Consider the following 18,676-nt stretch of genomic DNA (forward strand, 5'->3'; position numbering starts at 1 on the left):
GGCCACGGCCCGCCGCCGGGACCGGGCGCGAGGGCCCGGTCCCGGCGGTGGGCAGGGGTCAGACGCCCGCGCGCTGCATCAGCGTGCCGCGACGGAGGTAGACCGACCAGGTCACCGCCACGCAGGCGATGTAGAAGGCGCAGAAGGACAGCAACGCCGTCTCCACGCCGCCGGTGGCCCCGTAGGACTCCGAGACGATCCGCGGGATGAAGACCGCGCCCAGGGCGCCGACCGCGGAGATGATGCCGACGGCGGCGGCGGTGTCGCGGCGCGCCCGGTAGAGGACGGCCGCCGGGGAGTCGCCGGGGTGGCCGGCGGCGGCCTCGGCGCGGTAGATGATCGGGATCATCCGGTAGGTCGACCCGTTCGTCATGCCCACGATCGCGAACAGCACCAGGAAGCTGGCGAGGAAGCCGCCGAAGCTCCCGGCCCGGAGGAAGGCGATGGCGGTGCCGATCGCGACCGCCTGCCCGACGAAGGTGACGACGGTGACCTTCGCGCCGCCGACGCGGTCGGCCAGCCAGCCGCCGAACGGCCGGGACAGCGAGCCGACCAGCGGGCCGAGGAACGCGTAGCGGTAGGCGTCGGCGGCGAACTCGTTGGCCAGGACCAGGGGGAAGGCGCCGGAGAACCCGATGAAGGACCCGAACGCGCCGATGTACAGGAACGACATCACCCAGGTCTGCTTCCGGCGGGCGATCGCCGCCTGGTCGGCGATGTTCGCCCTGGCCCCCGACAGGTTGTCCATGAAGAACCAGGCGCCCACGACGGCCAGCACGATGAACGGGACCCAGATCAGCGCCACGTTCTGCACGTACCGGGCCTCGCCGCCCTCCGTCGTCCCGGTGCTGCCACCCACGAAGGCGATGGCGCCGGCCGTGACCGCCAGCGGCCCGACCAGCTGGATGATCGCGACCCCGATGTTGCCGCCGGCGGCGTTGAGCCCGAGCGCGAAGCCCTTCTCCTTGTCCGGGTAGAAGAACGAGATGTTCGCCATCGAGGAGGCGAAGTTGCCACCGCCGAACCCGCAGGTGATCGCCGTGAGCACCCAGAACCAGTACGGCCGGTCCGTGGTCGCCGCCACGGTCAGCAGGGTCACCGGCACCAGCAGCAGGGCCGCGCTGACCACCGTCCAGTTCCGGCCGCCGACGAGGGCCGGCATGAACGTGTAGGGCACCCGCATGATGGCGCCCACGAGGCCGGCGGTCGCCACCAACCAGAACAGCTGGTCGCTGGTGAAGCCGTAGCCGATCGAGGCCAGGACGGCCGTGGCGATGCTGAACATCTGCCACACGCTGAAGCCGATGTTCTCGGCCAGCACCGACCAGACCAGGTTCCGCCGGGCCACCGGCCGGCCGTGCGGGGAGGCCCAGAAGGCGGGGTCCTCGGGGTTGAAGTCGTCGATCCAGCGGGAGCCCACCCGGGCGACCGGGCCGGTTCCCGACGGCGGGGCGGCGACGGGGCGGGCGAGGTCGCCGTCGGGGCGGACGGTCGGGGGAGAGGTCATGGCGCGACGCTAGGAACGGGCCGTTTCCCCGGGGCCGCGCGCGGATGACCTCTCGGGAACGGTCCGCTCACCGCACCGTCCGGCCGCTGTGAGGCCCGGGAGGACGACCGGCTCCGCGGGTGCGGAGGGCGCGAGTTGTCGGACGGCGCTGCCACGATGCCGGCATGGCGATCGAGGTGCGTCCGGCGACCGTGTTCGACGACGTCGCGACGATGGTCGGCCCCAGGCGGCCGGACGCGAACGTCTGCTGGTGCCTGAGCTACCGCATCCCCTCGAAGGAGAACCAGGCGCTGACCGGCGCGGCCCGGGGCGAGCGCGTGCGGGAGCTGCTCGGCGAGGACCTGCCGCCCGGCGTGCTCGCCTACGACGGGGACGAGGTCGTGGGCTGGGCGGCCATCCACCCCCGGGCGGACACGACCTTCGCGCGGAACCGGAAGATCCCGCAGGTCGACGACCTGCCGGTCTGGTCGCTGTGGTGCATCCGGGTGCGGCCCGGGCACCGGGGAACGGGCATCAGCCACTCCCTGGTCGAGGGCGCGGTCGAGTTCGCCCGGGGGCACGGCGCCCCCGCCGTCGAGGGCTACCCGGTCGACAACGACGGCCGGAAGGTCGACCTCACGATGGCCTACGTCGGCACCCGGCGGCTCTTCGAGCGAGCCGGGTTCGTGCACGCGGCCGACACCGGGTCGGTGCTCAACGGCTTCCCGCGCGTGCTCATGCGGCACGACCTGCGTTGAGCACGGGGCAGGTGCGCCCGGTCGGGCGGTCCGCTAGACCGCGAGCCGGTAGCCGCGCTTGACCACGGTCTCCACCAGCGGCGTCCCGAGCGCGGCCCGCAGCCGGGTCACCGCCATCTCCACCGCGTGCCCGTCACCCCCACCGGGCAGCGACGCCACCAGGTCCGGCCGCGGGACGACGTGCCCGGGCTGCCGGGCCAGCTCGCGCAGCACGGCCAGCGGGCCCGGGGCCAGCTCCACCAGCTGCCCGTCGACGACGGCGGCGTGCCCGCGCACCTGCAGCGTGTGCGGCCCCACCTGCAGCACCGGGTCGCGCTCGGGCAGCCGGGCGACCACCTCGCGCGCCAGCGCGCCCAGCCGGGCCCGCTCGGGCCAGGCGTAGGGGATGCCCGCCGCGTCCAGCGGCCCGCCGGTCACCGTGCCGACGGCGACCGCCAGCACGCGCCGCGCGAACGCCGTCACCACCTCGTCGTGCCGGCCCAGCTCCCCGGCCACCTGGAGCAGGCTCGCGGCGGCCGGTGCGCTGGTGAAGGTCACCGCGTCGACGCCCCCGGCCACGATCGTGCCGATGAGGCGGCGCACCGGCGCGACGTCCTCGGGCAGCACCCAGCGGTAGACCGGGACGGTCAGCACGTCGGCGCCGGCGTCGCGCAGCCCCGACACCAGGTCGGGCAGCGGGTCGCCGTGCAGCTGGACGGCGATCCGGCGGCCGGCCAGCGGCCCCTCCGCGCCGGAGAGCAGGTGCTCGAGCACCTCGGCGGAGGACTCCGACTCCGGCGACCACGCGTCGACGAGGCCGCCGCCGCGGATCGCGCCGCGCGCCTTCGGGCCGCGGGCCAGCACCCGGGCCCCGCGCAGGTGCTCGACCAGCGGCAGGTCCCAGGCGTCGGCGGCCTCCAGCCAGCCGCGGAAGCCGACACCGGTCGTGGCGACGACCAGGTCCACCGGCGCCCCCAGCACCCGCCGGGTCGCCGCCACCAGCTCCGCGTCGTCGGCGAGCGGGACGATCCGGATCGCGGGGGCGTACACGACGCGCGCACCCCGGCGGTCCAGCAGCGCGCCGAGCTCCTCCTTGCGGCGGGCCGCGGTCACCGCGACGGTGTAGCCGGCCAGCGGGAGCCCGGCCGGCTGTTCCCCGGCGATGTCGGTCACGTGTCCCCCTCTGATGCGGTAGACCCCCATCCTCCCGGCCCGGGGTTTCCGGCGTGTGTCCCCGGCCGGGGCCACGCTGGCCCGGGTGACGCGGCTCACGCCCCGCCGTCGACCACCACGTCGGCGCGCGCCCGGGTGCCGTCCGCGGCGAAGTGGGCGGCCTCGGTCCGCTGCCACCGCAGCCACTCACCGGTCAGGTGGTCGCCGTCGCGCGCCAGGCCCCGGGCCAGCCGCACCGCAGGGTCGGCCTCCACCCAGATGCGCAGGCTCGCCCAGGGGTCGATGGCGTGGCAGGCGCTGCCGCAGCCCTCCACGACCAGGACGGCCGGCGTCGGCACCGGGGTGGGGCGGACGGCGAACCGGCCCGCCGCCCAGTCGTAGCGGTGGTAGGCGCCCGGGCGCCCCCCGGCCAGCGGGCGCAGCACGCCGGCGGCCAGCCGGGCCGCGGCGCCGGTGACCGTCCAGCCGGCGTACAGGTCGTCCATGTGCACGGTGACCGGGTCCGGCAGGACGGCGGCCAGCCGGGCGGCGAGCGTGGTCTTGCCCGATCCGGCCGGCCCGTCGATGCACACCAGCCGGGTGCCGCCCACCCGCGGGGGAGCGGCCAGCAGCCGGGCGGCCAGGCCGGCGACGGTCAGCGGGGCCGCGGCGTCCACGTGGGCACCGGTCCGCCGCTGCCGGTCACCAGCCCGCGGCTGGCCAGCAGCCGCAGGTGCGCGTCGGTCTCGGTCACGGCGAAGATCCGCATCCGCCGCTCGTACTGCTCCCAGGGGCGCGACCAGGTCAGGTGCGCGGCCAGGTCCCAGGGCGTGGAGCCGGGGTGGGCCGCGATGGCGGCCAGCAGCTCGGCCAGGCGCGCCTCGTGGTGGGCGGTCAGCGCGTCGACGCGGTCGGCCAGCCCGCGGAAGCGCCACTCGTGCCCGGGCAGCACCTCGGTCGGCTCCAGGTCGCGCACCCCGGCGAGCGAGTCGAGGTAGTCGCGCAGCGGATCGGCCGTGCCGTGGCCGGTGCTGGAGATGTTGGGGCTGATCCGCGGCAGCACGTGGTCGCCGGAGAACAGCAGCCCGGTGCGCTCCTCGGCGAAGCACAGGTGGCCGGGGGTGTGCCCCGGCGTGTGGACGGCGCGCAGCGACCACCCGGGGAACGCGGCGTGGTCGCCGTCCTCGAGCAACCGGTCGGGCACCGCCATGCGCATGAAGCCGGAGAGGTTCTCGGCACCCCCGACGTCGGCCTCCGCGTCCGCCCGGGGGGCGCCGAGCCCGACGAGGAACTCGACCTCGGCCGCCACGGCCGCCCGCGCTTCGGTCCTGGTCAGCCGCTCGACGGCGCCGGCGTCGGCCGGGTGCATGGCGACCCAGGCGCCGCTGGCCTCCCGGACCCGCGCGGCCAGCCCGAGGTGGTCGAAGTGCAGGTGGGTCACGAGCACGCCGCGGACGTCGTCGACCGAGCCGCCGATCGAGGCCAGCCCCTCGGTGAGCGCACGCCAGCCCGCGTCGCTCTCCCACCCGGTGTCGACCAGGCCCAGCCCGCCGCCGTCGAGGGCGAAGGCGTACACGCTCACGTAGCGCAGCGGGTTGTGGGGGATCGGGACCGGGACCGACCAGAGGTCGGCACGCAGCTGCTCTACCGGGGGCAGGGTGCGGGCCTGCCAGGCCGCGTGCTGGGCGGTGCCGGTGATCTCCACGTCGTCGCACTCTGCCAGCCGTCCGCGGCGGGGGTCCTGTCACCATGGGGGGCGTGAGCGGTCCCCAGCCCGACGTGTCCACCGTCTCCGCCACGCCCCGCCGGATGCGGCTGCTCCTCTCCGTCCTGGCCGGCGTCGTCGTCGTGGTGATGGTGCTGGTCGCGCTCTCCCTGCCGTCGACGACGAACACGGTGGTCGACTACGGCCTGCTGGACCAGGCGGCGATGGTCGGCCTGGGCCTGGCCATGGCCGCCGGGCTGCTGTTCCTCGGCCGGTCCCGGCTGGACGCCGACGCCGGCGGCATCCGGGTGCTGAACCTCGTCGTCCGCCACGAGCTGCCGTGGACGGCGGTGCGCGCGGTGCGCTTCGAGCGCACGTCCGCCTGGGGGGCGCTGCTGCTGGAGAACGGCGACGAGATCTCGCTGCACGCGCTGCAGGCCGCCGACGGGGAGTCCGCCGCCCGGGCGGTCGAGGGGCTGCGCGCCCTGCACGCCGCGGCCCGGGCGGGCGACCCGGTCCGGCCGCCGCTGCTCTACGACGACTGAGGAGCGCCCGGTCCAGGGGGCGAGGGGGGTGGGAATGTCCTTCCCGGCCGGGACGCTGTAACGTGGGCGTGCCTCCCCCCGCTACATCGAGGCGCGCGAACCACCAGCGGCCCCGCCCCGGGCCGCTGATCCAAGAGGAGCCCGCTCCCACCTGACGCCGTCCAGGCGCCCAGGTCCCGGATCGCGAGAACCGGCCGCAGGCCGGTGATCGCGTACGCACGTACCCCTCGGGGTCCGTGCGTCACCGGCCGAGTGGGCCCCGTGAGCAGACGCTCGCGGGGCCTTCCGTGCGTCGGCGCCCGGGTGGGCCAGCGACTCCTCCCACGCAGCAGCGTAAGGAGAGGCCATCACCGAGCCCCGCATCAACGACCGCATCCGTGTCCCCGAGGTCCGTCTCGTCGGACCCGAGGGCGAGCAGGTCGGCATCGTGTCGATCGGCGAGGCGCTGCGCCTGGCCCAGGACTCCGAGCTCGACCTGGTCGAGGTCGCTCCCATGGCCCGGCCGCCCGTCGCCAAGCTCATGGACTACGGGAAGTTCAAGTACGAGTCCGCTCAGAAGGCCCGCGAGGCCCGGCGGAACCAGGCGCTCACCGTCATCAAGGAGATGCGGCTGCGCCTCAAGATCGACCCGCACGACTACGAGACCAAGAAGGGCCACGTCGAGCGCTTCCTCCGGGGCGGCGACAAGGTCAAGATCACCGTGATGTTCCGCGGTCGCGAGCAGTCGCGCCCGGAGATGGGCTACCGCCTGCTGCAGCGGCTGGCCGGCGACGTGTCCGAGCTGGGCGTCGTCGAGTCCAACCCGAAGCAGGACGGCCGGAACATGGTCATGGTGATCGCCCCGCACAAGAACGCCCAGGCGCTGCAGCAGCAGGCACAGCAGGCGCAGCAGAGCAAGAGCCGATCGGCGAAGGGCGAGCAGGAAGCGGAGCAGGCGCCCAGCGCCTGACCTCCTGCTCAGCAGCACCGCACCACCGAGACCACCGGGCGCGTGCGGCAGCTCCGTGCTGCCGCACGACCCGCATGAAGACGACCAGGACAGGCGAGGGACATGCCGAAGCAGAAGACCCACAAGGGCACCGCCAAGCGGGTGCGCGTCACGGGCACCGGGAAGCTCATGCGCGAGCAGGCGAACAACCAGCACAAGTTCGAGCACAAGTCCGGCACCCGCAAGCGGCGGCTCGACCAGGACCAGGTCGTCTCGCCGGCCGACGCCAAGAACCTCAAGAAGCTCCTGGGCATCTGAGCGTCCCTCCACTGAACCTTAGGAAGACAGGAGCACTCACGTGGCACGCGTGAAGCGGGCGGTCAACGCCCAGAAGAAGCGCCGGACGACCCTGGAGGCCGCAGCCGGCTACCGCGGTCAGCGGTCCCGGCTGTACCGCAAGGCCAAGGAGCAGCTGCTCCACTCGGCGACGTACTCCTACCGCGACCGCAAGGCGCGCAAGGGTGACTTCCGCAAGCTGTGGATCACCCGCATCAACGCCGCGGCGCGCCTGAACGACATGACCTACAACCGGTTCATGCAGGGGCTCAAGCTGGCCGGCATCGAGCTGGACCGCCGCGTCCTCGCCGAGCTCGCCGTCAACGAGCCGGCCGCGTTCGCCGCCCTGGTGGAGACCGCGCGCGCCGCGGTCGCCGCCGCCCCGGCGAACGACGCCGCCGCCTGACCCAGGCGGTACCGACGTCCCGACGCCGTCGGTGACCGGCCCTCCCGGGCCGGCACCGGCGGCGTCGGCGTCTGTTCCGGAGGAGGGGAACGCGTGACCGAGCCGCTCACCGAGCGCTCCGCCCGGATCGCCGCGGCGCGCAAGCTGACCCGGCGCGCCGGGCGGGACGCCGCCGGGCTGTTCCTCGCCGAGGGGCGGCAGGCCGTGGTCGAGGCGCTGGCGGATCCCGACGGCGTCCGCGAGGTCTTCGCCACCGAGGCGGCCGCGGCCGCGCACCGCGACCTGCTGGCCGGGGCGCGGGTGCCGGTGCGGGTGGTGACCGGCAGGGCCGCCGCCGGGTTGTCCGAGACCGTCACCCCCCAGGGGCTGGTCGCCGTCTGCGAGCTGCGCGACGTCCCGGCCGACTCGCTGACGACGGCGCCGCCCCGGCTCTCCGTCGCCCTCGCCGAACTCGCCGATCCGGGCAACGCCGGCACCGTGCTGCGGACGGCGGACGCCTGCGGCGCGGGGGCGGTCGTCTTCGGTGCGGGCTCGGCCGATCCCTACGGCGGCAAGGCGGTCCGCGCCAGCGCCGGCAGCATCTTCCACGTCGACGTCGTCCGCGGGGCGCCGCTGGCGACGCTGCTGCCCGCGGTGCGCGCGGCCGGGGTGACCGTGCTCGCCGCCGATGGCGGGGGAGCGGCGGAGCTGCCCGCCCTGGTCGCCGACGGCGGGCTCGCGGGCCCGGTGCTGTGGCTGTTCGGCAACGAGGCCCGGGGCGTGCCCGCCGAGTTGGCGGCGCTCGCCGACGCGCGGGTGCGCATCCCGATGCGCGGCCGGGCCGAGAGCCTCAACCTGGCCGCCGCCGCCGCGATCTGCCTCTACACCACCCAGCTCGCCCAGGGCTGACCCCGGCCGCGGCGCACCGGTCGGATCAGCAGGTGCCCGGACCGGCTCGCGAGGCGCCGGAGCGAGCAGTATCCGGGGACGGAAGGATGGCGGTACTCGGCGGCCTCCCCCGGGACGCCGAGCGAGGTCGTGGAAGAAGGTCGCTCTGAACGTGGAACACACCCAGCAGGTCGCCGATGCTCCGGCGCCGCCCGTGACGGACGGACGCCGGTCCCGGTGGACCGAGCACCGTCGCGCCCGGCGGGAGGACCTCGTCGGCGCCGCCGTCGAGGCGGTCCGCCGGGCCGGTCCCGACTTCTCCGTCGACGACGTCGCCCGCAGCGCGGGGGTCTCCAAGACGGTGATCTACCGGTACTTCAGCGACAAGGACGAGCTGATCGACGCCGCCCTGGAGCGCATCTCCCAAGCGATCCTGCTGCCCCGCCTGCTGGGCGAGCTGACCGCCGGCCGGGGCGACGACCGGCAGCAGCTGCGGACGGTCATCGCCGCCTTCGTGGCGCTGATCGAGGACGAGCCGGCGCTCTACCGGTTCGCCTACGCCCAGGCCGGGCGCGCCGGCCGCGCCGACCTGGTGGCGGCCACCGAGCACGCCGTCGCCGGTGCCCTGGGCGGTCTGCTGGGCCGGCGGCTCACCGACGCCGGGCGCCCGGCCGAGGGGGCGATGACCTGGGCCTACGGGGTCGTCGGGATGGTCCAGCTGGCCACGCACTGGTGGTCCCGGGCGCGCACCGTCTCCGCCGCCGACCTGGTCGACCAGCTCACCGACCTGGCCGACGGCGGCCTGCGCACCCTGCTCCCGCCGCGGAGCTGATCGGGGCGCCGGCCGCCGCCGTGCTCAGCCGGCGGCGGGCAGCCGGCCGGCCGCCCGGTCGGCCGCGGCCAGCAGCCCCGCGACGTCGTCGGCGTCGGCCGGGAAGCAGCTCGCCCCGGTGCGGGCGCCGGCGGACACCGGCGCGCCGCCCACGACGACGGGGCCGCGGGCGGCGTCCTCGAGCTCGGCCCGCACCCGGTCGGCCTCCCGGGCGGCGCTGCCGGCCGCGAGACCGGGCAGCACCACGACGAACGAGTCGTGGCTCCAGCGGGCGACCAGGTCTCCGCGCCGCAGCCGGCCGCGGAGCCGCTGGGCCGTGGCGGTCACGAGCTCCTCCGCGGCGGCGCAGCCGTACCGGTCCTCCACCGCGGCGAGGTCGTCGACGGCCACCACGACCAGCGCCACGGCGTCCCCGGCGGCGCGGGCGTTCCACAGCGCCGTCTCCGCCTGCTCCTGCAGGTGCCGGCGGGTGGCCAGGCCGGTGAGCGGGTCGGTGACGGCCAGCTCCTCGATCCGCGCCAGGTAGCCGCGGGCGCGGTCCCGCTCCTGCTCCAGCGCCCGCTGCGCCGCCACCCGCTCGGTGACGTCGACCTGCACGCCGATGTACTGCACGACCGCGCCCGTGGCGTCGGTGACCGGCGCCAGGTGCAGCTCGTTGTACCAGGGGATGCGCTCGGGCCCGCGGTGGTTGAGCAGCACCTCCCGGCACTCCCCGCCGGCGGCGACGGCGGCCCGGATGCGGGCCAGCGCGCCGGGGTCGGTGTCGGGGCCCTGGAGGAAGCGGCAGTTGCGCCCCAGCAGCTCGTCCCGGGAGAGGCCGGCCAGCCGCTCGAAGGCGGGGTTGACGTAGACCAGCGGCTGGTCGGGCAGGCGGACGTCGACCAGGCACACGCCGCTCGGCGTCGCCTCGAGGGCCCGCCGCACGAGCGCGGCGTCGCCGAGCAGCTCGGGGACCGCGACGGCCGCGGCGGTGACCTCCGGTGCGGGGGCCGCCGCGAGCACCCGCTGCTCCGGGGCGCCGGTGCGCGGCGCGACCCGGCCGAGCAGGCCGCGGGCCGCGCGCACGGCGACGTCGCGGTCGTAGGTCAGGGCGTACTCGAACTCGCGCTGCAGGTCCGGGCCGGTGGTCCCCAGGTCGCGCGCCAGCAGTGCGACGCTGAAGTGCGGGGCCAGGACGACGACGTCCCACTCGCCGCGCACCGGGTCGCTCGCGGCCAGGTCGGCGCCGCGCAGGCCGGGCAGCGGCTCGGCGGGCAGCCCCTCGCCGAGCGCGCAGACGAAGCCGGTGCGCTCGACCAGGTCGCGGTACCGCTGGGTCGTCGAGGGCGTGAAGTGGCGGGCCTCCTGGAAGGTCGCGGTCACCACGCAGGTCTCGCCCAGCCGCAGCGCCTCGCGCTCCAGCTGCTTGCTCAGCTCGATCAGCAGCGCCTTGGGTGCCCGGCGCAGCGCCGTCCCCTCGGGCAGGCAGCCGAACGGCGAGCCCGGGTCGGCGTCGACGGCGCAGTCCGCCACGGGCGGCGGCAGCGATCCCAGCGGGCGGTCGCCGGCCGGCTCGGGCGCGGGACGGCCGAACAGCCAGCCCTGCCCCAGCGTGGCGCCGAGCGCCCGGGCCATCGCCAGGTGGGTGTCGTCCTCGATGCCCTCGGCCAGCACCGCGGCCCCGGTGGCCTGGGAGTAGGCGTTGACCGCGTTCATGATCTGCGCGATCGCCGGGCCGGGGCGCTCCTGCACCAGCCGGAGGTCGAGCTTGACCACGTCGGGGCGCAGCAGCGGCATGAAGGCCAGCGACATCGCGTCGGCGCCGACGTCGTCCAGGGCGATGCCCCAGCCCAGCTCGCGGACGCGCGCCACCGTGCGCAGCAGCTCGGCCGGCCGGGTGGCGAGCGCCCGCTCGGTGATCTCCAGGACCACCCGCAGGCCGCCCGGCGCGGTCTCGGCGATGGCCAGCAGCTCGTCCATCGGCGCGGTGTCGAGCACCTCGGGCTCGACGTTGACGAACAGCGCCAGGGGAGCCGGCAGGCCGTGCCGCACCGCACCGCTGAACGCGGCCACGCGGCAGGCGGCGTCGAGCTCGGCGAGCAGCCCGGCCTCGCGGGCGGCGGCGAAGAGCAGGTCCGGGCGCTGCAGCGGGCCCTCGGGGCCGCGCGCGAGCGCCTCGTAGGCCACCACGGCGCCGGTGTCGAGCTCGACGATGGGCTGGAACACGCTGCGCACCCCTCCGGGGCGGAGAGCCGCGGAGAGGGCAGCGTCGGGATCGGGGAGCGCTGTGTCCACGGACCAGACATCGGCCGGAGCGGCGCCGGGCCGAAGCCGAGCCGCCCGCGCTCACCCCGGAGGGGTAGGTCAGCCCGGCATCGTGATGAGGACGACGGCGGCCGCGGCGGCGAGCAGGCCGGCCAGCTGGGCCGGCACCAGGCGCTCGCGCAGCAGGAGCTGGGCCAGCAGGACGGTGCTGACCGGGTACAGCGAGGCGAGGACCCCGGTGACGGCCAGCTGGCCGCCCTCCTGGGTGGCGAGCAGGAACAGGCTGTTGCCGGTCATGTCGCCGATGCCGGAGACCACCACCAGGGGCAGCGCCGTCCGCCCGGCCCGAAGCGACTGCCGGGTGCTCACCGCGACGGCGGCCACCAGCGCCACGGAGGCCAGCCGGGCGGTCACCAGCGGGGTGAGCCCGGCGTCCTGGGAGGTGCGGTCCAGGAGCACGAAGAACAGCCCGAAGGCCGCGCCGGCGACCAGCGCCGGGAGCAGGCTCGCCGGGCGTGCGGCGCGCAGGGCGGCGAGCCCGGCCTCGGCCGACACCAGGACGACGGCGACCAGCGCGAGGACGATGCCCGCCAGCGCCCACGGGCCGACCCGCTCCCCGCCGAGCATCCCGACCAGCACCGGGACGGCGGCTGCGGTGACCGCGGTGACCGGCGCGATCACGCTCATCACCCCACCGGCGAGCGCGCGGAAGAAGACCAGCAGCCCGGCGGCGCCCGCGAGCCCCGCCGCCGCGCCCCACGCCAGGTCCGCCGACGTCGACGGCCCGCCGAGCCAGGGCAGCAGGACCAGCAGGGCGGCGAGCCCGGCCAGCTGGGACAGCGCGACGACGCCGAAGACCGACGCCCGCCGGCTGGCCAGCCCGCCGAGGAAGTCCGAGGCGCCGTAGACGACCGCCGACGCCAGCGCCAGCACGACCGCCACCCGCACCTCCGGTTGCTCGCTGTTGATCAGGTCACCTGATCGACAGGGGTCCTGGCTCGGCGTCGACCGTGAGCCAGGACCCCGTGCGGTGAGCCAGGATGCGGAGGTCGGCGACGCCGGGCGATCCTCGCACCCGAACCCGGGCGCGGGCCGGGGCGGTCGCCGGGCAGAATGACCTCCCGTGTCTGGCGCCAACGATCCCTACGACCCGAAGCAGGTCGCCGCGCTGTCCCAGGAGGCCCTGGGCTCCGCGCTGGAGCTCGGCGTCGCGGCGTTCGCGAACGCCGCCGACCTGGCCCAGCTCGCGGCCGTGCGCCCCGACCACCTCGGTGACCGGGCGCCGCTGCTGCTGGCCCGGCGCGAGCTGGGCGCGCTGCCGCCCGCCGCGCGGTCCGACGCGGGCAAGCGGCTCAACAGCGCGCTCGGCGACCTCAAGCGCTGCTACGCCGAGCGGCTCGCGGAGCTGGAGGCCGAGCGCGACGCGCGGGTGCTGGCCGAGGAGCGGGTCGACGTCACGCTGCCCTGGGACCGCACCCCGCGCGGCGCCCGGCACCCGCTGACCACCCTGACCGACCGGATCGCCGACATCTTCGTGGGCATGGGCTACGAGGTCGCCGAGGGCCCGGAGCTCGAGGCCGAGTGGCTGAACTTCGACGCGCTCAACATCGGCCCCGACCACCCGTCGCGGTCGATGATGGACACCTTCTTCGTGGCACCCGAGGACTCCGGCCTGGTGCTGCGCACGCACACCAGCCCGGTGCAGGCGCGGACCATGCTCGACCGGGAGCCGCCGGTCTACGTCGTCGCGCCGGGGCGGGTCTACCGGACCGACGAGCTGGACGCCACGCACCTGCCGGTCTTCCACCAGGTCGAGGGCCTCGCGGTGGACCGGGGGCTCACCATGGCCCACCTGCGCGGCACCCTCGACCACCTGGCCCGCCAGCTGTTCGGGCCGGACGCCCGCACCCGGTGGCGGCCGCACTTCTTCCCCTTCACCGAGCCGTCGGCGGAGTTCGACGTCTGGTTCCCCGAGCACCGCGACGGCCCGCAGTGGGTCGAGTGGGGTGGCTGCGGGATGGTGAACCCCCGCGTGCTGCGCGCCTGCGGCATCGACCCCGACGTCTACTCGGGCTTCGCCTTCGGCATGGGCATCGAGCGGGCCCTGCAGTTCCGCTCCGCGCTGTCGGACATGCACGACATCGCCGAGGCCGACGTCCGGTTCACCACCGCTTTCGGGGTCGAGCAGTGAACGGTCCGACGGAGCAGGTCCCCCCCGTGCCGTCCGAAGGAGTCCAGCAGTGAAGGTCCCCGTGAGCTGGCTGTCCGAGCTCGTCGACCTCCCGGCGGGCATCTCCGTCGCCGACCTCGACGCGGCCTTCATCCGGCTCGGGTTCGAGGTCGAGGACGTCGGCCGCCCGCCGGTCACCACGGGCCCGCTCGTCGTGGGGCGGGTGCTGGACATCGAGGAGCTGACCGGCTTCAAGAAGCCGATCCGCTACTGCCAGGTCGAGGTGGGGGAGAGCGAGCCGCGGGGCATCGTCTGCGGTGCCCGGAACTTCGCCGTCGGCGACCTCGTCGTCGCCGCGCTGCCCGGTGCGGTGCTGCCCGGTGACTTCGCCATCGCCGCGCGGACGACCTACGACCACGTCTCCGACGGGATGATCTGCTCGGTCCGCGAGCTCGGCATCGGCGAGGACCACGCCGGCATCCTGGTGCTCGGGCAGGGCGGCTACGTACCGGGCACCCCGGCCGCGGAGATCCTCGGCCTGGACGACGTCGTCTTCGACCTGGACGTGACGCCGGACCGCGGTTACGCCATGTCGATGCGCGGGATCGCCCGCGACCTGGCCGGCGTGCTCGGGGTGTCCTGGCGGGACCCGGCGGACCTCCCGCTGCCGGACTGGCCCGGCGCCCCCGCCTGGGACGTCACGGTCGCCGACCCCGACCGGTGCGACCGCTTCTCGATGCTGGCGCTGGAGGGCCTCGACCCGGCCGCGCCCAGCCCGTGGGCGCTGCGCCGGCGGCTGGCCCAGTGCGGCGTGCGCAGCATCTCGCTGGCCGTCGACGTCACCAACTACGTGATGCTCGAGCTCGGCCAGCCGATGCACGCCTTCGACCGCGCCACCGTCCGCGGTCCGATCACGGTCCGCCGGGCGACGGCGGGGGAGCGGCTCACCACCCTGGACGGCGCCGACCGCGCCCTCGCCGACGACGACCTGCTGATCGCCGACGACTCGGGGCCCATCGGCCTGGCCGGGGTCATGGGCGGGGCGTCCACCGAGATCGGCGACTCGACGAGCGCGGTGCTGCTGGAGGCCGCGCACTGGGAGCAGACCGGCATCTCCCGCGGCGTCCGCCGCCACCGGTTGCCCAGCGAGGCCGGCAAGCGCTTCGAGCGCGGTACCGACCCAGACGTCACGGTCGTCGCGCTGGCCCGCGCCGCCGCCCTGCTCGTCGAGCACGGCGGTGCCGAGGTGGCCGGCGCGCCGGTCGACGTCGACACCCGCGGCCCGCGACCGGTCGTCGCCCTGGACGCCGGGCTGCCCGGCCGGATCGCCGGGGTGCCGTACACCCGGGCCCAGGTGGTCGAGGTGCTCGAGGCCATCGGCGCCGAGGTGGCCGGTGACGGCGACGCCCTGTCGGTGACCCCGCCGTCCTGGCGCGGCGACCTGCGGGAGCCCGCCGACCTCGTCGAGGAGGTCGTGCGCTTCCGCGGCTTCGACGAGATCCCCTCCATCCTGCCGACCGCCCCGCCCGGCCGCGGGCTCACCGAGCGGCAGCGCCGGCGGCGCAGCATCGGCCGCGCCCTGGCCGACGCCGGCTACGTCGAGGCCCCCGCCTTCCCCTTCCTGGGCACCGTGCAGCTCGACGCGCTGGGCCTGCCCGAGGACGACGAGCGCCGCCGGGTGACCACCGTGCGCAACCCGCTGTCGGAGGAGGCGCCGGCGCTGCGGACGACGCTGCTGCCCGGGCTGCTGGCCTCCCTCGCGCGCAACCTGGCCCGCGGCCGGCGCGACGTCGCCCTCTTCGAGCACGGCGCGGTGTTCCCCGGCGGGCAGCGCACGCCCGCGCCGCTGCCGGGGGTCGACCGCCGTCCCGACGACGCCACCCTCGCCGCGCTGCTGGGGGCCGTGCCGGCGCAGCCGTGGCACGTGGCCGTGGCGCTCACCGGGCAGCGCGAGCCGCGCGGCTGGTGGGGTCCGGGCCGCCCGGCGGGGTGGGCCGACGCGGTGCAGGCCGCCCGCGTGGTCGCCGAGGCCGCCGGCGCGGAGCTCACCGTGCGCGCCGGCGACCGGGCGCCGTGGCACCCCGGCCGGTGCGCCGAGCTGCTCGTCGGTGACCGGGTGGTCGGCCACGCCGGTGAGCTGCACCCCCGGGTCTGCGCGGCGCTGGACCTCCCGGCCCGCACCTCGGTGATGGAGCTGGACGCCGACGCGCTGCCCGCGCCGGCCGTGCCGCAGGCGCCGGCGATCTCCACCTTCCCGCCGGTGCACACCGATCTGGCCCTGGAGATGCCGGGCGACCTCCCCGCTTCCCGCGTCGAGTCGGCGCTCAGGGAAGGCGCCGGGCCGCTCCTGGAGGAGCTGCGCCTGTTCGACATGTACACGGGTGAGCAGCTCGGGCCGGATCGGAAGTCGCTCGCCTATGCGCTGACGTTCCGTGCTCCGGATCGCACGCTCACCCGAGCTGAGGTGGCGGAGGCCGTCGCTTCAGCGCTCGACAGCGCTGCCTCGGCCGGAGCGAAGCAGCGGGGTGCGGTCGGCGAGGCGGGCTCGGAGGACCACCGTGGCTGACCTCTCCGGCCAGGTGGCCCTGGTCACGGGGGCCTCCACCGGGATCGGCCGGCACCTGGTCGAGGGGCTGGCTGCGCGCGGCATGGCCGTGGCAGGCGTGGCCCGGACCGAGGACCGGCTCCGGACGGCCATGGCCGAGGTCGCCGCCGCCACCGGGGCACGCACCCTGGCGGTGGCCGCCGACGTCACCGACCGCGCGTCGGTGGAGGACGCGGTGGGGCGGGTCCGCGAGGAGCTCGGACCGGTCGAGCTGCTGGTCAACAACGCCGGGCTGATCGACGAGCTCGAGGTGCCGCTGTGGGAGGCCGACCCGGACCAGTGGTGGGACGTCGTCACCAGCCACGTGAAGGGCGGCTTCCTGCTCGCCCGCGCGGTCGTGCCGTGGATGGTGCTGCGCAACCGCGGCCGGGTGATCAGCCTCGCCAGCGGCATGAGCACCCGCGCGAACCCCGACTACTCCGCCTACTCGGTGGCGAAGACCGGCCTGATGCGGCTCACCGAGAGCCTGGCCACCGCGCTGGAGGGCTCCGACGTGCGGGCCTTCGACCTCGCGCCCGGCGTCGTGGACACCCCGATGACCCGCTCCATGCACATGTGGCAGGGGTTCGCCGACTGGACGCCGCCCGAGCAGGTCGTGCAGATCGTCGCGGCGATCGCGGCCGGCGAGCTCGACCAGTGGTCGGGCCGCTTCGTCCGCGCGGGCAAGGACGACCTCGACGTCCTCCGCGCCACCACGCCGGAGGGCGCCGCCCGGCAGCTGCGGCTGCGCCCCTACGGCGACGACGACCCGCTGGGCTGATCGCCCTCCGCGGGACCGTGCGCCCCGCGTCGTTGACCCCGCGGGGCGGGCCGTGCCACGGTGCCGGTGCCGAGCGAGGAGGAACCCACCATGGCGACCCGCTCCCGGGGAGCCTGCGGGCTGGTCGTCGTCTCGCTCGCCGGCCTCGTCGGGGTCGCGGCCTGGTACGGGCGCGCGGCGTGGGCGGACAGCGGCGCGTTCGCCCTCGTGCTGTTCGGCGTCCCGCTGGCCTGCGCGGCGCTCGCCCTGTGGGCGGAGAGCGGGAGCTCGACTCTCCTGGCGCCGGCGGTGGTCACCGGCTGCGGAGCCGTGTCGGTCGGCTGGTCGCTGGTCACCGGCCTGGGCATCGGTCTCGGCTTCCTGCTGCCGTCGCTGCTCCTGCTGGTCGCCGCGACGATCTCGTGGGTGGACCGCGGGCGGGACCGTGCCCGGCCGCTGCGCGGCTGATCCGCGGAACCGGGGGAGTGCTTGCCCGGCGCCGGCAGCGAGCCGGTCAGAAGATCGTGGCCAGCGCTCCCGGCGCGATGTCGACGGACACGAGCGTGCCGGCGTCGAGCTCCACCAGCTCACCGTCCAGCTGGAGCGGCATGGGGGCCAGCGTCGTGAAGGCGTAGTGGGTGGCCCTGGGCTGGGGGCCGAGTCCGCGGGTCGCTGCCCGGACGGCCATGGCCAGCACGCGCAGCTTGCCGGTCTGCTGCTCGGTGATCACCTCGAAGCGACCGTCGTCCGGGGTGCCGTCGTCGCTGAGCTTCGCGTACTTGGCCATCTCGGCGATGTTGGCGAACACCAGGCTGTCGATCCGGCGGCGACGGCCGCTCTCCAGCTCGATCGGGTGTGGATGGAACCGGGAGAAGCCCCGCACCACCGAGACGATCTCCCGCCACGAACCCTTGCCGCCCTTCTCCAGGTCGACGGCGACGACCGGGGTCAGGCCCACGCCGATGTAGGAGTGCGCGTAGCGGACCCAGGCGTCGGGGCCGCTCCCGACGGTCAGCCGGAGCAGGTCGATCCGCCGGACGTCGCCGGCCACGATCGCGTCCGCCAGCGGCCCCTCCCGCGTCGTCCGCCGGTGGTCGTTGGCGTTGCCCGCAGCGCGCACCGCGCAGACCGCCCGGTCGTTGCCGGCGTCCATGACGCCGTTGACCACCTCGTTGTAGCCGCCGTCCCCGCTCACCGAGACGATGAGCGGGCTGCCCGAGCCGGCGGCTTCCCGGGCGAGGTCGCGGGCGTGCCCGGCATGGTGGGTGGGGGAGAGCTCCAGCGGTACGGCCGCGAGCCGGTCCGCCAGCTCGCTGCGGAGCTCCTCGGCCGACTCGGGAGCGTTACCCGTGCTCTGCGGGTTGAAGACGATGACGATCCGGTCGAACGAGGTCACCTCCGGCCTCTGCCCACGGTGCGGGCTGCGCAGTCACCGGGTTCACCCGAGCGGGTCGTCGGTGAGGTCGGGCACAGTGCCCGGCCGTGAACCCGCAGTCCCGCAGCGCGCCCGCCGGCAGCCGGCTGGGCGGCGTCGTCGCCGCACTGTGCCCGGTCCAGTTCGTCGACGTGCTCGGCGTCACCGTGGTGGTCACCGCGCTGCCGCCCATGCTGGCCGACGTCGGCGGCAGCGCGGCCGACAGCACGCTCGTCGCCACCGGGTACGCCATGTTCTTCCGTCAACACGGCCACCACCAGCGGTGCCGCCACCCTGATCACGCTCTACCTCCAGGCCACGCTGGGCCGCACGCCGCTGGAGGTGGCGGCCACGCTGCTGCCGCTGAGCGTCTCGGTCATCGACGGTTCGGCCGTCGCCGCCCGGCTGGTCGTGCGACGGCCCCGGGAGGGGGTGACCGCGGCCGGGCTGACCCTCATCGGAACCGGCATCGCCCTGCCCCTGGTCGCGCCGGCCGCCCCCGTCCTCTCT

The 18,676-nt window shown here is 75.7% G+C and carries 18 protein-coding genes; 11 read left to right on the forward strand and 7 right to left on the reverse strand.

Going from position 1 to position 18,676, the window contains the following annotated elements; translation table 11 throughout:
• Positions 1-58: 58 nt before the first annotated feature.
• Positions 59-1,507 carry an MFS transporter gene (locus tag O2W17_RS22030; RefSeq protein WP_269194631.1) on the reverse strand — a complete coding sequence of 483 codons (1,449 nt, stop codon included), beginning with the start codon at positions 1,505-1,507 and terminating at the stop codon, positions 59-61.
• Positions 1,508-1,671: 164 nt separating this feature from the next.
• Between O2W17_RS22030 and O2W17_RS22035 the strand changes: the two genes are divergently transcribed.
• Positions 1,672-2,244, forward strand: coding sequence for a GNAT family N-acetyltransferase (locus tag O2W17_RS22035; RefSeq protein ID WP_269194632.1), 573 nt, complete (start codon positions 1,672-1,674; stop codon positions 2,242-2,244).
• Between the two features lie 33 nt (positions 2,245-2,277).
• Here the strand turns inward: O2W17_RS22035 and O2W17_RS22040 are convergent, their stop codons facing one another.
• The 3 genes from O2W17_RS22040 to O2W17_RS22050 form a co-directional block, all read right to left on the reverse strand.
• Positions 2,278-3,396 carry a uroporphyrinogen-III synthase gene (locus O2W17_RS22040; RefSeq protein ID WP_269194633.1) on the reverse strand — a complete coding sequence of 373 codons (1,119 nt, stop codon included), beginning with the start codon at positions 3,394-3,396 and terminating at the stop codon, positions 2,278-2,280.
• A 95-nt stretch (positions 3,397-3,491) separates the two neighbouring features.
• Positions 3,492-4,052, reverse strand: coding sequence for a uridine kinase family protein (locus O2W17_RS22045; RefSeq protein WP_269194634.1), 561 nt, complete (start codon positions 4,050-4,052; stop codon positions 3,492-3,494).
• Entirely contained in the window at positions 4,031-5,080 is a 1,050-nt protein-coding gene (locus O2W17_RS22050; RefSeq protein ID WP_269194635.1) for an MBL fold metallo-hydrolase, read from the reverse strand. The genes O2W17_RS22045 and O2W17_RS22050 overlap by 22 nt, the downstream gene beginning before the upstream one ends.
• Positions 5,081-5,133: 53 nt before the next feature.
• On the opposite strand from O2W17_RS22050, the gene O2W17_RS22055 reads away from it, so the two are divergent.
• The 6 genes from O2W17_RS22055 (at position 5,134) to O2W17_RS22080 (ending at position 8,994) form a co-directional block, all read left to right on the forward strand.
• A complete protein-coding gene (locus tag O2W17_RS22055) occupies positions 5,134-5,625 on the forward strand; it encodes a PH domain-containing protein (RefSeq protein ID WP_269194636.1) in 492 nt (163 codons plus the stop codon).
• A 361-nt stretch (positions 5,626-5,986) separates the two neighbouring features.
• Complete coding sequence (gene infC / locus O2W17_RS22060; protein ID WP_442864592.1) at positions 5,987-6,574, forward strand: translation initiation factor IF-3; 588 nt, start codon at positions 5,987-5,989, stop codon at positions 6,572-6,574.
• 102 nt (positions 6,575-6,676) lie between these two features.
• Positions 6,677-6,871: a 50S ribosomal protein L35 gene (gene rpmI / locus O2W17_RS22065; RefSeq protein WP_269194637.1), complete on the forward strand. Its 195-nt coding sequence runs from the start codon at positions 6,677-6,679 to the stop codon at positions 6,869-6,871.
• 40 nt (positions 6,872-6,911) lie between these two features.
• On the forward strand, positions 6,912-7,295 hold the full coding sequence (rplT, locus tag O2W17_RS22070; RefSeq protein ID WP_269194638.1) for a 50S ribosomal protein L20: 384 nt from the start codon (positions 6,912-6,914) through the stop codon (positions 7,293-7,295).
• A gap of 93 nt (positions 7,296-7,388) precedes the next feature.
• Entirely contained in the window at positions 7,389-8,183 is a 795-nt protein-coding gene (locus tag O2W17_RS22075) for a TrmH family RNA methyltransferase (RefSeq protein ID WP_269194639.1), read from the forward strand.
• 193 nt (positions 8,184-8,376) lie between these two features.
• Positions 8,377-8,994 (forward strand): TetR/AcrR family transcriptional regulator, encoded by a 618-nt coding sequence (locus O2W17_RS22080; protein ID WP_269194640.1) that lies wholly within the window; start codon positions 8,377-8,379, stop codon positions 8,992-8,994.
• Between the two features lie 24 nt (positions 8,995-9,018).
• On the opposite strand, the gene O2W17_RS22085 is transcribed toward O2W17_RS22080, so the two are convergent.
• Positions 9,019-11,199, reverse strand: a complete 2,181-nt coding sequence (locus O2W17_RS22085) for an EAL domain-containing protein (RefSeq protein ID WP_442864591.1) — start codon at positions 11,197-11,199, stop codon at positions 9,019-9,021.
• Between the two features lie 138 nt (positions 11,200-11,337).
• Positions 11,338-12,180 carry an EamA family transporter gene (locus O2W17_RS22090; protein WP_269194642.1) on the reverse strand — a complete coding sequence of 281 codons (843 nt, stop codon included), beginning with the start codon at positions 12,178-12,180 and terminating at the stop codon, positions 11,338-11,340.
• 181 nt (positions 12,181-12,361) lie between these two features.
• On the opposite strand from O2W17_RS22090, the gene pheS reads away from it, so the two are divergent.
• The 4 genes from pheS (at position 12,362) to O2W17_RS22110 (ending at position 17,220) form a co-directional block, all read left to right on the forward strand.
• The gene (pheS, locus tag O2W17_RS22095) at positions 12,362-13,429 is read left to right on the forward strand and encodes a phenylalanine--tRNA ligase subunit alpha (protein WP_269194643.1); all 1,068 of its coding nucleotides are present in this window, start codon (positions 12,362-12,364) and stop codon (positions 13,427-13,429) included.
• Positions 13,430-13,478: 49 nt separating this feature from the next.
• Positions 13,479-15,974: a phenylalanine--tRNA ligase subunit beta gene (pheT, locus tag O2W17_RS22100; RefSeq protein ID WP_269194644.1), complete on the forward strand. Its 2,496-nt coding sequence runs from the start codon at positions 13,479-13,481 to the stop codon at positions 15,972-15,974.
• Positions 15,967-16,773, forward strand: a complete 807-nt coding sequence (locus O2W17_RS22105; protein WP_269194645.1) for an SDR family NAD(P)-dependent oxidoreductase — start codon at positions 15,967-15,969, stop codon at positions 16,771-16,773. The genes pheT and O2W17_RS22105 overlap by 8 nt, the downstream gene beginning before the upstream one ends.
• A 90-nt stretch (positions 16,774-16,863) precedes the next feature.
• A complete protein-coding gene (locus tag O2W17_RS22110) occupies positions 16,864-17,220 on the forward strand; it encodes a hypothetical protein (protein WP_269194646.1) in 357 nt (118 codons plus the stop codon).
• Positions 17,221-17,266: 46 nt separating this feature from the next.
• On the opposite strand, the gene O2W17_RS22115 is transcribed toward O2W17_RS22110, so the two are convergent.
• The gene (locus O2W17_RS22115) at positions 17,267-18,148 is read right to left on the reverse strand and encodes a diacylglycerol/lipid kinase family protein (RefSeq protein ID WP_269194647.1); all 882 of its coding nucleotides are present in this window, start codon (positions 18,146-18,148) and stop codon (positions 17,267-17,269) included.
• Between the last annotated feature and the right edge of the window lie 528 nt (positions 18,149-18,676).

It is taken from the genome of Blastococcus sp. VKM Ac-2987 (assembly GCF_026967805.1).
Taxonomy (GTDB): domain Bacteria; phylum Actinomycetota; class Actinomycetes; order Mycobacteriales; family Geodermatophilaceae; genus Blastococcus.